This is a genomic window from Finegoldia sp. BIOML-A2, assembly GCF_009678315.1.
Taxonomy (GTDB): Bacteria; Bacillota; Clostridia; order Tissierellales; family Peptoniphilaceae; genus Finegoldia; species Finegoldia magna.
Genome location: NZ_WKZE01000001.1, coordinates 353,881 through 367,953, shown reverse-complemented (window position 1 = coordinate 367,953; position 14,073 = coordinate 353,881). Strand labels below are relative to the sequence as shown.

Genomic DNA, 14,073 nt, shown 5'->3' with positions numbered 1-14,073 from the left:
TGAATTTCGGGATTTTTTTAAAGTTCTATTTTACATTCAAAAATTGTTGCATAAATTCGAAAGGACCATTATCCACTTGTACTTTTGGGTTATTAATTGATGTGTCTTCTTTTGAAGTTATTGAGATGTTAATGCTTTCTGTATCTTTTGATTTTGGAGTTGATTTTAAGCTAACATCGTATGATTTGTCTTTGAATTCAAATGTTAAATTGAACTTATCGTCTTTGTTAGTTGTCTTTAATGTGTTCATTTTGTCTTCGAATTCTTTTTGAGATTGTTCTGATTTTAGATTGTTTTCAATTTCTTGGATTTTTTGTTGTTCTTGGTCTGTAAGATCACTTCCCTTGGCAAGTTTGGCGTATTCTTTGAAGTTTTTCAATAAAGTTTTTCTTGAATATTCCATAACTTTTGCCCATTGTTCACCAGTCAAATTCACAGAGTATTTGTGGTTGCCATCATCTGTAACCTTCAATTCCTTGTTGTCGACAACGAAATCTTTTGCGATTTTAACTTGGAATTTCGTATTAGATGATAAAAGTGGCATGAACACTGTGAAATCTCTTACAGTTGTAGCTTGGAAGTTTTGCTCAGTTAATTTTTGCAAAATTTGTGTAACATTGAAGTACAAGTTTTTTTGAATCAAAGCTTCCTTCATTTTTGGTGGAAGATTGTTAGCAAATGCATCGTAATTCAAATACGCTTTTCCATCTTGGATTGCGAAGTGAAGTTCTCCCAAATTGTTGCCTTGACCTGCTAATTGAGCTACATCACTTGTAACAGTCGCCATTGCAACTCCTGTTGATTTGTCTTGTGTTGCTTTGACTTTGATTTCTTTTAGCTTGGAAGTTTCGTTCTTAAACTCATAAGATTGGTTCTTCCATTCAGTTGTTTTTCTAAAATCGTTTAATAGGCTCACTTTTTCTTTTGCTTGAGAGCAAGCGCTTAAAGTTATTACCATAAGTAGTGATAATAACACTAATGTAAATTTCTTTTTCATAAATTCCCCCTGACTATATTATTATAACAGATTTGGGCAAATGATTTTGAACAAATCACAATTGTAGACTTATTGTAATAAAATGTTGAATTTTGAAAGATAAAATGATAAATAAATAGTTGACAAGTAGAAATGTTGGATTATAATTAAATTGAGATAATAAATTTGAAAAATATTAGGGGTTCATATGGCTATAGGTAAATTAAGAAAAACAATCACTCTTGTTATTATGATGTTGTTACTTTTATCATCTTGTCAAAAACAAGAAATTAGAAACGACGAGCATGTAGCAAATCAAAACGAAACAGCAAAAGTTGCTAATGATGAAAAGGATAAAGCTGATATTAATGAGACCGTAAAAATGTTTTTTACGCAAAAATACTACAAGCTGGAAAAAGATACAAACAAAATTAGATTGAGTGAAAGTCTTGAAAAATTTTTAGCTAAAAAACCAGATTATAAGTATTATGAATTATCCGAGTTGAAAATATTGGATAAGTATGAAAGTAAAGACAAAATTTTAGTTTTAGTGAAGACATGGATTTCTACTAAGGATAAGAAATCTGGAGAAGGCGTGATAATGAGAATTTTAATATCTAAGGATAAGAATACGTATGTCGTAGAAAAAGAAGTTGCTGAAGATATGATAGAATCAGAAAATTATCAAACTAAACTATCCAAAAAAGATATAAAAAATTATATAAAAAAATCATTGGTAATGAATGGAGAAAATTTATCGGATTCAGAGGTAGATAAGAATATAAAAGATTTTGATGTGTACGATTTTTACTCATGTATTGGAATGTTTGAAGTTCAAAAAAGTAAAGAAACCAATGAAGATTTAATCCATGTTTTAGAAAATCATGAATATAAATAATTTAAAAAGGAAAGTTCATCAAAAAGAACTTTCCTTAATTTTTTGTTATTTTAATTTTTCTAATAATTTTAATGTGTAATCGTACATTCTTTGAGTAGATTCAATTCCCAAATGTTCTAATGGAGTGTGAGCACCAATGATATCTGGACCGAAACTAATCATATCGCAATCAGGAAGTACGCCTTTTAACAAACCACATTCCAAACCAGCGTGGATTGCAGTTACATTAGCTTTGTTGCCAGTCATTTCTTCGTACAATGCTGGAGCAACCTTTGCCAATTCTCCATCAGTGTTGAATTCCCAAGCCGGGTATTCTTTTTCGATAACAGTAGTTCCATGAGTCAAATAAGCTAATGATTTGATTTTGTCGAACATATTGTGAAGTTCGCTTTCTACAGAACTTCTTACACAACAGGTAACCTTGATTTTTTCGTCGTCTGCTTCAACAATACCAACGTTAGAACTTGTTTGAACTAAACCTTCGATGTCTTGTGAAGTTGAGATAACATCGTTGATTAACAAATACAAGAATTTAACGATTGATTGTGAAGTTTCTTTTGAATAAGAAAATTCTGTTTTTTCTGTTTCTTTAATATCCAAAACCAAGTTAGGGTCAGTTTTTCTACCTTCGTGACGAACGTATTCTCCAACTTCGTTTAAAATATCCATCGCTTTATCCAAATCATCTACAGTGATGATAGCGTGAGCATTCTTAGCAATGGCGTTGTGTTTTGAACCACCGGAGATTTCTTGCAATCTAAAATCCATTTCCAAAGCAACTTTGTTCAAAAGTCTTGCCATAACTTTGATGGCGTTTTTGTTTTGTTTTTGGATTTCAAGTCCAGAGTGACCACCATTCAAACCAGAAAGAGAAATTTCGATAGCTTTTGACAAACCTTCTGATTTTTCACTTTTGAAAGTAGTGATAGCATTTGCTCCACCAGAACAGCTTACAATGAAGTCTCCTTCAGTTTCAGTGTCGATATTTAACAAACGAGTTCCGCTCAAATGTTCAGCAGTCACACCGTTTGCTCCATCCATTCCACGTTCTTCGTCAATTGTTACAAGAACTTCTAATTTTGGATGAGAAACATCGTCAGAATCCAAAATAGCTAAGCAAAAAGCAACAGCGATTCCGTCATCTGCTCCTAAAGTTGTGTTATCTGCATAAACATATCCGTCTTTAACGTGCATTGAGATAGGATCTTTCAAGAAATCGTGATCTGAATCATCAGTCTTTTCACAAACCATATCCATGTGTCCTTGCAAAATAACAGGTTCTGAATTTTCGTAACCTTCTGTAGCATCTTTTTTGATAATAACATTGTTAAGAGAATCTTGGTACACTTCCAATTCTCTTTCCTTTGCAAAGCTAACCAAAAAATCTGAAACAGCCTTTTCGTTTCCTGAACCACGAGGAATATCGTTTAATTGTTTGAACCAATAAAACACTTTTTTTGGTTCTAAATCTTCATATTTTTGCATGAGTAACCTCCTATATATATTCTTACTTTATTATAACTCTTTTACATTATTTTGTAATCTAATTGACAAGATTATTTACAACATTTACGATAATATCCATACCATTAGAGATATCATCGTAGCTCATCTTCGCAAACCCAATCAAAAACACATTAGTGTTCATGTTTTTATCCAAATAAAAATCATCGATAGGAATCACATACACTGATTTTTCCCTCAAAGTTTTCAAAAAAACATCACTATCAATCCTCTTATCTACCTTGATTACGACAGAAGTTCCACAATCAGTTTTCTCAAAATCAATGAATTTGCAGCCGTTAATTTTTGAAAAAATAATCTCGTATTTTTTTGCGTACACCTTCTTCATTTGATTGACCTGCTTTTCGAAATCTCCACTGTCGATAAACTTGGACAACGCAGATTGAACGAAAATCGACACAGGACACCTTTCAGATTGAAGCACAGAATAAAATTTCTTCATAAGATTTTTAGGCAAAACCATAAAACTCACACGCATCGCTGGAGTCACCGTACGTGAAAAATTACCAATGTAAATCACCTTATCATTCACATCCAAAGTCTTCAGTGGAGCGATAGGACGAAGCTTGTATTTGAATTCTGCATCGTAGTCATCTTCGATTATGTAGCGATTATTTTTTTCGTAAGCCCAATTCAACAGATCAATCCTCTTGTTAATTGGCATAATTGCAGAAGTCGGAAACTGATGAGAAGGAGTCACACTTACCACACTAGCATCTGTTTGTTTAAGAAAATCTATATCAATCCCATCCTCATTCACATTAATCGGCGTACTGTTGAAATTATTGTAAAAACCAATTCCGTGATAAGCATATCCAGGATTTTCGAAACCAAAAACGGGATTGTTAAGTAGATTTTTAATCAAAATCAACAACTCGTTGCTTCCGGAACTCACGACAATTTGGTTGGGATTCACGATAATTTCTCTGAAATCCTTCAAATAATTTGAAATAGAACACCTCAACGAAAAAAGTCCAAGTCCATCGACCTTACCCAAAATAGCATCATCATCTTCACTAATTGAATCCCTGAAAGCCTTTCTTATCTGCTTGTATTTAAAACAAGATTTATCCACACCTGAAAATGAAAAATCATACAGGTAAGAATTTTTTTCTTCAACAATCATATCCTCATCATCAAAGCTTGTATCGTTTTGCAAAATATGACCAGATTTTTCCACAAAAAAACCACTTCTCTCACTGGAACGAATGTATCCTTCCTTTTCCAATTGATAATAGGCATTGGACACAGTATTTATCGAAATATTCAGCTCATTCGATAATTTTCTAATAGAAGGAAGCTTGTCATTAGTCTTCAATTGTTTCGTGTTAATCTTTTCTTTTATAGAATCGTAAATTTGATTATACAAATAATCTTTGTCGTTTAAATTTATGAACATAAAATCCTCCGTTGGATTAAGTATAACACAAGAAAAAGAAATAATTACTCAAATTGCAATGTTCAAAATGATAATACAACAATATTTATTATAATAAGAATTGAAATTTGAAAACATTTATCTTTTTTTTTTTTTGAGTGGTATAATAATTTTAGAGCAAATATTACAAGAATATTTGAAATTTAATAATGAAGGGAGATTTATTTAAATGTATGTGTTTAAGCTTGTAAAATCGTACCAAAAAGAATTTGTACTTGTTGTCTTAGCTTCTATTGTAAGTTTGATTTGTAACTTAGGTTTTGCTTATATATCAAAGGAGCTAATAAATGCAGCAGTTGGGAAAACGAATTTTAATATATGGGTTATAGTTGTGGCAATTATTATTATTTCCGTGACCAAACCTTTTGGAACGTACCTTGTCAACAAATCGTCATATAACTTTGCAAAAAGTTTTATGATAGATTACAGAAAATCTATAATTGATAGTTTTGTTTTGAATGAAGGAGAAATGTTATCGTCTGATTTTTTGAATACTGTTAATCAGACAACTACCAAGTTAAAAGATATGTTTGTAATGCCTTTTTTGAAAAACATTAGGTACGCAATTTTATTTATAGGGGCAAGTATCTATTTATTTTACATAAACAAAATAATTTTCTTGATTATTGTTGTTTGTTCTGTGTTGCCACTTATAATTCCACAGATTTTTAATAAGAAAAATCAAAAATTAAGGATGGATTCCATAGGAGAAAATGAACAATTCATAGCTAAATCAAAAGAAATTACAGATGGTTTTGAAACAATAAAATCGTTTGGAATTGAGGATAAAATTATAAATCTATTTGAAAAGTTAAATAAAACAAATCAAAAAAAATTATTTCTTGCCAATAAATTCAATGTTTTTCACATGGCATTTTCAATTTTTATATCAATGTTGGGGATTGTATCTGCACTTGTAACAGCTACGTATTTGTCAAGCAAAGGTCTGGTAACAGCAGGGGAAATAGGAGCAATTATTCAATTATCTAATTATATCGTTGATCCGGTTACAACAATTCCTGCTAATATAATTAGCATAAAGTCTGTTGAATTGGAAATGAAGAGAATAGATAAAATGATTGCTAAAAAGAATACTAATTCAAAAGAGCATGAAAAATTCAAATTAGACAATCAAATATCTATTAAAAATTTATCGTTTAAATATGGAGATAATGAGGTTTTAAAAGGTATTTCACTTGATCTTGAAAAGGGTAAAAAATATGCTATTGTAGGAGAAAGCGGAAGCGGTAAAAGTACATTAGCTAATATTTTATTGAGAAGACTTGATTATGAAAATGGATCTGTGAAGTTTGATGATACAGAATTAAAACGTATAGATGAGGATGATTTTTATAGCAATATTTCATTGGTGAGTCAAAATGTGTTTTTATTTAATGATACTTTAAAAAATAATGTTTGTTTATACAATGATTACAGTCAGTCGGATTTTGAAAGATCTATCGAAAAATCAAAATTAAATAGTGTTATAGAGGATCTAGAAGAAAAAGAGAATACAGTTCTAGGAGAATATGGCACATCACTTTCGGGTGGAGAAAAGCAAAGAGTTAGTATATCCAGGGCACTTATTAAAAATTCATCATTTGTTATTATGGATGAAGCAACTTCATCATTGGATATCAAAACAGCGAGAGCTATTGAGAATACTTTATTATCTTTAAATCAAACGGTTTTAGTGATAACACATAGAATTGACGAGAGCATTCTGAAAAAATACGACAAAATATTTTTGTTAGAAGATGGAAGAATTACACAAAGTGGAGATTATTCAGACATAAGTTATTTTAATGAGGTGTTATCATAATGAAAAACATTAGAGATTTATTAATTAAACAAAATTTAGGACAATTTATAGTATTCATTATAACAGCTATCATAGAAATTCTAGCAGAATTGTCATTTGCATTTGCATTTAAGGTTATATTTGATTTGGCTACTGGAAGTACAGCTTATAGTGTGAAGGAAGTAGCGGCTATAATCATTCTTTCATTGTTGTTCAAGATATTATCAACATATTTAATTGAAGTTCAAACAGAGAGATTGAGCATTAAAGCTATGGAAGATTTTAAGTTAAATATGATGAGTTCATACTTAACTAAAGATAACGAAATGAACACTTCAAATATTTTAAATGTAGTAACTGATTTATCTGAACAAATTTCTCAGATGTACGTTAAACCTTTTTTGACTATTGTTAGAATGATTATAATGTTCATTGGAGCTGCATTTGCGATATTTATGAATCAAAAAGCTGTTTTACTGATAGTGTTCTTGGTAGGGTGGATTCCATTGATATATTCTAAGCTTTCATCTACTAAAACACAAAAATCTAGAGGAGAATATATTCAAACTAATGAACAATTCATTTCGAAATCAAAGGAAATAGTAGATGGATATGATTTAATAAAATCTTTTAAGATTGAAAATAGAATTTTGAATATTTTTAAGAATCTGAATATAAAAAATGAAAATGCACGATATGCTGCTGACAAAGATAGATCATTTTATTCAAGTATTTCAGTTTCTATAAGTTCGATTGTGTATGTAGCAAGTAAATTAGCTGCATTTTCATTTGTAATATTTAAAGTTATAAGTGTTGGACAATTCATGATGGTGGTACAACTGTCTAATTTTGTTCAGCAACCACTATCTGTGATTCCTGAAATGTATAGTGTTATGAAAAGTATGGAAGATCAAGTGTCTTCTAAATTAAAAATGATTAATGAAACGAATAAAGATACGAGAAATGCTAAGTTTAACTATAGTGACAAAATTTCAGTAAATAACTTAGAATACTCATATGGAGATAACTTAGTATTAAGTGATATAAGTTTCGACTTAGAAAAAGGTAAGAAATATGCAATAATTGGAGAAAGCGGAAGTGGAAAGTCTACATTAGCTAAGATTTTACTTGGAAGATTAGAAGATTACAAAGGAAGTATAAAAATAGGACAAGACGAACTTAAAGATATCAATAGAAAATCTCTATACTCAAGTATAGTTCCAGTTAATCAAGAAGTCTTTATGTTCAATGATACGATAAAAGAAAATATTTGTTTATATAATGAATTTTCTGATGATAGAGTTGAATATGCAATACAAAAGTCAGAATTATCAAAACTAATTGATTCGCTGCCTAATAAACTTAATACTATTTACGGAGAAAATATGAGGGATTTTTCAGGTGGTGAAAAGCAAAGAATCAGCATTGCTAGATGTTTGATAAGAGATTGCGATATGATAATTCTAGATGAAGCCACTTCAGCACTAGATTTTAAAAACTCAAGATTAATAGAAAATACTATTCTTTCGTTGAAGCAAACAGCACTTGTTATAACTCATAAATTGGACGAAAAGATTTTAAAAAAATATGATGAAGTATTTGTCCTTGTTGGAGGGGAAATTATTGAACGTGGAAAATATGAAGATTTAACTTATTTTAAGTAACACATCTGTACCCATAAAATTATTTTATTTTGCTACTATGATTAGATGCAATTTGCATGTATTATAAAGGCGAGGTGATTTTAATGGATATAAATGAAAAATTAAAGGGCGGAGTAATAATGGATGTAATCAATGCTGAACAAGCGAGGATTGCAGAAGCAGCAGGAGCAGTAAGCGTAATGGCACTTGAAAGAGTTCCTGCAGATATTAGAGCTGCTGGTGGAGTTAGCAGAATGAGTGATCCTAAAATGATTGAGGAAATCATGAAAGCTGTCAAAATTCCTGTGATGGCAAAAGTTAGAATTGGTCATTTTGTTGAAGCGCAAATTTTGGAATCGTTGGGAATTGATTACATTGACGAATCAGAAGTTTTGTCTCCGGCAGATGACAAATATCATATCGACAAATCAAAATTTAACACTCCTTTTGTTTGTGGAGCGAGAAATTTATCGGAAGCTTTACGAAGAATCAAAGAGGGCGCCAAGATGATTAGAACAAAAGGTGAAGCTGGAACGGGAGATGTTGTTCAAGCTGTTACACATATGAGACAAATCATGGGCGAAATTTCATTGGTGAAGTCTTTGAAGGAAGATGAATTGTACGACAAAGCAAAAGAAATGGGAGTTTGCTTTGAATTATTGAAATACGTTCATGAAAATGGAAAATTACCTGTACTTAATTTTTCTGCAGGTGGAGTTGCAACTCCTGCTGATGCGGCGTTGATGAGACAATTGGGAGCTGAAGGTGTGTTTGTTGGTAGTGGAATTTTCAAAAGTGGAAATCCTGAAAAACGTGCCAAAGCTATCGTAAAAGCTGTGGAAAATTACAACAATCCAGATGTTTTGCTTGAAGTGAGCAAAGATTTGGGAGAAGCAATGGTTGGGATTAATCCAGATGAGATAAAAGTCATCATGGCTAATAGATAAAACGAATAAATTACAGTGGCTACCTGAAAATCGGTAGCCATTTTTAGGTTTATTACAAGTCTAAATCTTTCCATAATTCAGAAATTGGTTTGCTATTTTTTTCATCTTTTAGATAATCTTCATATGCTTTTTCAGCTGTGATTGCGTCGTATTCATCCTCAATTTTTTCGAATAAAGCATTTTTAAAAGCGTCCTTCAAAGTTATAGAATGATTTTTCGCATAATTTTTCGCGAGAATCATTTATTCTTGAGTTAATTGAATATTAATTTTCATAATGCTACACTCCTTTATACATATTTTACTCCATTATCTAATTTTGTGATATCATTTTCTTAAAATTCATTGTAATAGCTAGAAGTATTTACTATAATTATTAATGAAAGGGGTAGAACATGAAAAAACTAACTACATCAAAATTTTTATTAGATAATAAATCTAAATTACAAGAAATTATAAAAAATTTGGAAACTGATTTCAAATACGTTTCTATTTTGGGTTGCGATGTTGATGGTGCAAGTTATTCTGTGACTACATCAGCAATTTCATTAAATCCATCTCCTGATTATCAAAGAGGATTTGTAATCAGAGTGTACACTGATTTGGGATTTAGTGAGTATTCATTTAACGAAGTGAATGTAGATGAAGTATGCGAAAATGTCCGTAAAATCGCACTTGAAGATCGTAAAAAAATCGTCGAAGGCTTGGATAGAGTAACTTACGACAGACTTCCAAATGATGACGAAATTACAAAAGAAAGAATCACTGAAGTTGAAAACTTACCAGAACAAGATAATCCAGAAAAAATTATCACTACTTTGCAAAAAATTCACGACGAAGTTAAAGCAAAGTACGAAAAAATCGTTCAACTTTCTTTGAGATTGAATATTACGCAAGTTAACAAAATTTTCTTATCCAAGAATAAAGATTTGTACCAATCTTACGCTTATTCAACAGGATTTGCAATGGCAGCAGCAACTGATGGAAAGAATACTAAATTAGATTTTATTTCTAGTTCTGGATTGTGTGGAAGTGAATTGATTTCTGAATTCAAAAAAGCAGCGGATGATGCTTGCAGAAGGACTGAAGAATTACTTACAGCAGACAGAGTTGTTCCTGGAGAATACGACATAATTTGCGATCCTGATTTTACAGGACTTATAGCTCACGAAGCTTTCGGCCACGGAGCTGAAATGGATATGTATGTAAAAGAACGTGCAAAAGGAAAAGAATACCAAGACAAGAGAGTTGCAAGTGACAAGATAATAATGCACGACGGTGCGACTGCTTTCGATGAAGTGTCAAGCTATTTATTCGATGACGAAGGTAACTTGGGAAGAGATACTGTGATTATCGACAAGGGAATTTTGCGTCATGGAATGTGCGACGAATTGTCTGCGATTTTGTTGGGACAAGAATCCACAGGAAACGGCAAGAGAGAATCTTTCAAGAGAAAAGCTTACACTCGTATGACTAACACTTTCTTTGAAGAAGGCGAAGATTCCGTTGAAGATATGATTAAATCCGTTGACAAAGGATATTTGTTGGAAGGTTTCTCATCTGGAATGGAAGATCCAAAAAACTGGGGAATTCAATGCGTTGCAATGAAAGGCCGTGAAATCATAGACGGCAAATTAACTGGCAAAATCGTAAGCCCAGTTTATTTGACAGGATATGTACCTGATTTGTTGCAATCAATCACGCAAGTTTCCAACGGACTTGTACTTTCTGGTGGAGGATATTGCGGAAAAGGCTGGAAAGAATGGGTTAAGACATCGACTGGTGGATCATATATTAAGGCAAAGGGGATTTTAAGTTAATGGAAAGATTAATAAATATATTAAAACAAAACGAAAAAATTACCGACTGGATAGTTGTCAACACTGTGTCCAAATCCAACGAAATATTTTTGATAAAAGACAAAGTAGACATGAACAGAAGTTGTGTGACTAATGAAACATCTGTAAGAGTATTCGTGGATTTTGAAGAAAATGGCGACAAATTCAAAGGTGACAGCACAGTTGTATTGAACTTAAGTGACAGTGACGATGAAATCAAAGAAAAAATCGACAGAACTGCTTTTGCAGCGAAATTTGTCAAGAACAAATACTACGAACTTCCGGAAAAAGAAGACGGTTATGCCACACTTAAAGACATCAAAGTGTGTGAAGATTTGACAGATAATTTCAAAAAAGTTCACGATGTTATCTACAAAGATTACGGCTACAAATCAAAAGTAAATTCCTGCGAAATTTTCGCCTACGAAAATCACAAGCATGTCGTTACATCAAAGGGTGTGGATGTAGAATATCCATCCAACAAATTTACGTTTGAAATCGTAACTGATTGCAACGTTGGTGATGAACCTGTTGAAATATTCAACGGATATGATTTGACAAGTATCGATTACTTAAAAATCGAAGAAATCGTCGACAAACAACTTTTGGAAACTGAAAAAAGATCCAGCGCAGTTAGAAATGAAAAAATGGAAAATATGAGAGTTATTTTATCAAACGAAGCTGTTGAAGAATTCTTGTATTACTATTACGACCAAGCAAGAGATGCCATGATTTATCAACAAATCAGCTCTGCTAAATTAGGCGAGAGATTTTTCGGAGATAATCCAAAAGTAAACTTCAACATGAAAATCAATCCAACATTGGAGACATCAATCAACAAAAGACCTGTCGATTCAGAAGGTAAAAAACTTGTAGAATATGATTTGTACAAAAATGGTGTCGTAGAAAACTTGGTTACTAACGCAAAGTATAGTTATTATTTGAACGTAAAAAATATGGGACAATCACCAGTTTTCGAAGTAAATGGTGGAGATATTTCTGCCGAAGAATTAAAATCACAAGATTACATTGAAGTGTTGGCGTTCTCATCATTCTTGATGGACAGTGCTACGGGAGATTTCGGTGGAGAATTCAGACTTGCAAGACTTGTAAAAGATGGCGAGGAATCATTCATAACAGGTGGTTCAATTTCATTAAATGTAAAAGAAGTTCAAGATTCTATGATTTTCTCAAAAGAATTGAAATCTCGCAAAAACAGCTTAGCACCAGCTGTTATTGCGTTTGATAATGTGACTATTGCAGGAAAATAAGGAGGTAAAATTGAAACAAAAAGATAGATTTGGAGTGTTGGAATTATATGCGTATTGTATTGGATATATTTTGTTGATAACAATCTACAGATTTTTCAGGACAAATGAGTTTGATGCTGTAGGATTTTTGAAAATAGCAGCTACAATTTTTGTAGTAGCTTCGGCTGTGTTTGCAATTTTCAATAAAGGATCATTCAAGAAAACATCTTCTGATTACAAACTACCTATGATAATGATAACGGCTGTAGTGTCTATTCTAGTTTCGGTATTTATATTCTAAAAAAATAAAGGTTTGAACATTGGAAATCCAATATTCAAACCTTTTTTAAATTCCAAGAACAAATTCGTCGTCGTTGTGAATTGTTTTAACCAAAAATCCTGATTTAACCAAGAAATAAGTTGTAGTTAATGTGGATAAAACGTCAGACACTGGCATCGCTGACCACACGCCTGTAAGTCCGAAAAGTTTTGGGAAAATCAACATCAACGGCAACAAATAAATAAGTTGTCTTGTCATTGTCAATATGAAACCAATTTTTGGTTTGCCGATTGCTTGGAATAATGACGATCCAATTATGGAATATCCAAGCATGAAAATCATCGAATTGTATATTCTAAGTCCAGGAATTGCAATGTCCTTGATGACTGCATAATCTTCTGGTCTTGAAATAAAAATCTTCACCAACAAATCTGGTCTAAGCATAGTGAATGCCCAGTTCAAAACCATATACACAGTTCCTGCAACAACTGCAATTCTTAGAGTGTGCTGAACACGTCTGTATTTGTGCGCTCCAAAATTAAATCCTAAAATTGGTTGAATACCTTGGTTAATACCGAAAATCGGCATGAATGCAATTTGTGAGACACTGTAGATAACGCTCATAGATGATGTCGCCAAATCGCCACCGTAAATTTTAAGGGAATTGTTGAAAATAATATTAATACCACTAGCTACAAGTTGCATTGCGAATGGAGCAGAACCCAGTGCAAAAATTTGCTTGCAGTAGTGCAAATCAAGCTTGAATGTTTCCTTTTTAAGTCTCAACAGTGCACGGTCTGAAAGAAAATATCTCACAACCCAAATACAAGACAAAATTTGACCGATAATAGTCGCCCAAGCAGCGCCTTGTACTCCCATTTTCATAGGAAAAATGAACACATAATCCAAAATAATATTGCTGATTGCACCGATGAACATCGTCACCATCGCAGCCCTAGGATTTCCTTCGCCACGGATGAAGTTGTTCATTGCAAAACCAACCATTTGAAAAGGTGCACCATACAAAATAATTTTTCCATATTCATAAGCGTAAGGCATCAAAGTGTCACTCGCGCCGAAAATTTTCAAAAACCATTTTAAATTTAAAAGAAAAATCGCTGATATCAAAACCCCGAAAATAATAGATAAAAACATAGATGTGCCAAGAATGATTTCTGATTCTTTTTTCTTACCTTCACCGAATTTGATTGAAGAAAGGGAATTGCCACCCACACCAATCAACATTCCGAATGCCATCAAAAATAAAAAAATCGGGAAAATCAAATAAACGCCACCAATTGACATTTGATTTACACCGGCACCTAGGAAAATTCTATCTACAACATTATACAAAGCCTGAACCAACATTCCTATAGTCGCTGGAACTGAAAACTTCCAGATTAATTTCGGAATGGATTCATTGCCAAGAAGATTTGATCGTTGTTCGTTTAAATTTTCTATAATAATCGCCTCCTAATCA

12 protein-coding genes are annotated in these 14,073 nt (G+C 32.2%); 7 read left to right on the top strand and 5 right to left on the bottom strand.

Annotation, left to right across the window (positions count from 1 at the left end; translation table 11 throughout):
* Positions 1-25: 25 nt before the first annotated feature.
* On the bottom strand, positions 26-997 hold the full coding sequence (locus GKF99_RS01680; RefSeq protein WP_154272503.1) for a hypothetical protein: 972 nt from the start codon (positions 995-997) through the stop codon (positions 26-28).
* A 187-nt stretch (positions 998-1,184) separates the two neighbouring features.
* Here GKF99_RS01680 and GKF99_RS01675 point away from each other — a divergent pair, with 187 nt between their 5' ends.
* Positions 1,185-1,874 carry a hypothetical protein gene (locus GKF99_RS01675; RefSeq protein ID WP_154272502.1) on the top strand — a complete coding sequence of 230 codons (690 nt, stop codon included), beginning with the start codon at positions 1,185-1,187 and terminating at the stop codon, positions 1,872-1,874.
* 45 nt (positions 1,875-1,919) lie between these two features.
* On the opposite strand, the gene GKF99_RS01670 is transcribed toward GKF99_RS01675, so the two are convergent.
* Together GKF99_RS01670 and GKF99_RS01665 are read right to left on the bottom strand one after the other, a co-directional pair.
* The gene (locus GKF99_RS01670; protein WP_154272501.1) at positions 1,920-3,359 is read right to left on the bottom strand and encodes an aminoacyl-histidine dipeptidase; all 1,440 of its coding nucleotides are present in this window, start codon (positions 3,357-3,359) and stop codon (positions 1,920-1,922) included.
* 58 nt (positions 3,360-3,417) lie between these two features.
* The gene (locus tag GKF99_RS01665; RefSeq protein ID WP_154272500.1) at positions 3,418-4,797 is read right to left on the bottom strand and encodes a PLP-dependent aminotransferase family protein; all 1,380 of its coding nucleotides are present in this window, start codon (positions 4,795-4,797) and stop codon (positions 3,418-3,420) included.
* 208 nt (positions 4,798-5,005) lie between these two features.
* Here GKF99_RS01665 and GKF99_RS01660 point away from each other — a divergent pair, with 208 nt between their 5' ends.
* The 3 genes from GKF99_RS01660 to pdxS all read left to right on the top strand — a co-directional run bounded on the left by GKF99_RS01660 (position 5,006) and on the right by pdxS (position 9,227).
* A complete protein-coding gene (locus GKF99_RS01660; protein WP_154272499.1) occupies positions 5,006-6,658 on the top strand; it encodes an ABC transporter ATP-binding protein in 1,653 nt (550 codons plus the stop codon).
* Positions 6,658-8,301, top strand: coding sequence for an ABC transporter ATP-binding protein (locus tag GKF99_RS01655; protein WP_154272498.1), 1,644 nt, complete (start codon positions 6,658-6,660; stop codon positions 8,299-8,301). The genes GKF99_RS01660 and GKF99_RS01655 overlap by 1 nt, the downstream gene beginning before the upstream one ends.
* 83 nt (positions 8,302-8,384) lie before the next feature.
* On the top strand, positions 8,385-9,227 hold the full coding sequence (gene pdxS / locus GKF99_RS01650; protein ID WP_002840912.1) for a pyridoxal 5'-phosphate synthase lyase subunit PdxS: 843 nt from the start codon (positions 8,385-8,387) through the stop codon (positions 9,225-9,227).
* Positions 9,228-9,279: 52 nt separating this feature from the next.
* On the opposite strand, the gene GKF99_RS01645 is transcribed toward pdxS, so the two are convergent.
* The gene (locus tag GKF99_RS01645) at positions 9,280-9,468 is read right to left on the bottom strand and encodes a DUF6290 family protein (protein WP_241673551.1); all 189 of its coding nucleotides are present in this window, start codon (positions 9,466-9,468) and stop codon (positions 9,280-9,282) included.
* 152 nt (positions 9,469-9,620) lie between these two features.
* Between GKF99_RS01645 and GKF99_RS01640 the strand changes: the two genes are divergently transcribed.
* From GKF99_RS01640 to GKF99_RS01630, 3 genes are read left to right on the top strand one after another with little or no spacing between them, the layout of a single operon-like run.
* Entirely contained in the window at positions 9,621-11,045 is a 1,425-nt protein-coding gene (locus GKF99_RS01640; protein ID WP_154272497.1) for a TldD/PmbA family protein, read from the top strand.
* Complete coding sequence (locus GKF99_RS01635; RefSeq protein ID WP_154272496.1) at positions 11,045-12,334, top strand: metallopeptidase TldD-related protein; 1,290 nt, start codon at positions 11,045-11,047, stop codon at positions 12,332-12,334. Before GKF99_RS01640 ends, GKF99_RS01635 begins: the two co-directional genes overlap by 1 nt.
* 10 nt (positions 12,335-12,344) lie before the next feature.
* Positions 12,345-12,614, top strand: a complete 270-nt coding sequence (locus GKF99_RS01630) for a hypothetical protein (protein WP_110058420.1) — start codon at positions 12,345-12,347, stop codon at positions 12,612-12,614.
* 45 nt (positions 12,615-12,659) lie between these two features.
* On the opposite strand, the gene GKF99_RS01625 is transcribed toward GKF99_RS01630, so the two are convergent.
* A complete protein-coding gene (locus GKF99_RS01625; protein WP_347233076.1) occupies positions 12,660-13,994 on the bottom strand; it encodes an MATE family efflux transporter in 1,335 nt (444 codons plus the stop codon).
* Between the last annotated feature and the right edge of the window lie 79 nt (positions 13,995-14,073).

Excerpts from the sequence above, each read along its gene's own strand:
- GKF99_RS01680 (WP_154272503.1), bottom strand. The coding sequence starts at position 997 with ATGAAAAAGAAATTTACATTAGTGTTATTATCACTACTTATGGTAATA.
- GKF99_RS01675 (WP_154272502.1), top strand. The coding sequence starts at position 1,185 with ATGGCTATAGGTAAATTAAGAAAAACAATCACTCTTGTTATTATGATG.
- GKF99_RS01670 (WP_154272501.1), bottom strand. The coding sequence starts at position 3,359 with ATGCAAAAATATGAAGATTTAGAACCAAAAAAAGTGTTTTATTGGTTC.
- GKF99_RS01665 (WP_154272500.1), bottom strand. The coding sequence starts at position 4,797 with ATGTTCATAAATTTAAACGACAAAGATTATTTGTATAATCAAATTTAC.
- GKF99_RS01660 (WP_154272499.1), top strand. The coding sequence starts at position 5,006 with ATGTATGTGTTTAAGCTTGTAAAATCGTACCAAAAAGAATTTGTACTT.
- GKF99_RS01655 (WP_154272498.1), top strand. The coding sequence starts at position 6,658 with ATGAAAAACATTAGAGATTTATTAATTAAACAAAATTTAGGACAATTT.
- pdxS (WP_002840912.1), top strand. The coding sequence starts at position 8,385 with ATGGATATAAATGAAAAATTAAAGGGCGGAGTAATAATGGATGTAATC.
- GKF99_RS01645 (WP_241673551.1), bottom strand. The coding sequence starts at position 9,468 with ATGATTCTCGCGAAAAATTATGCGAAAAATCATTCTATAACTTTGAAG.
- GKF99_RS01640 (WP_154272497.1), top strand. The coding sequence starts at position 9,621 with ATGAAAAAACTAACTACATCAAAATTTTTATTAGATAATAAATCTAAA.
- GKF99_RS01635 (WP_154272496.1), top strand. The coding sequence starts at position 11,045 with ATGGAAAGATTAATAAATATATTAAAACAAAACGAAAAAATTACCGAC.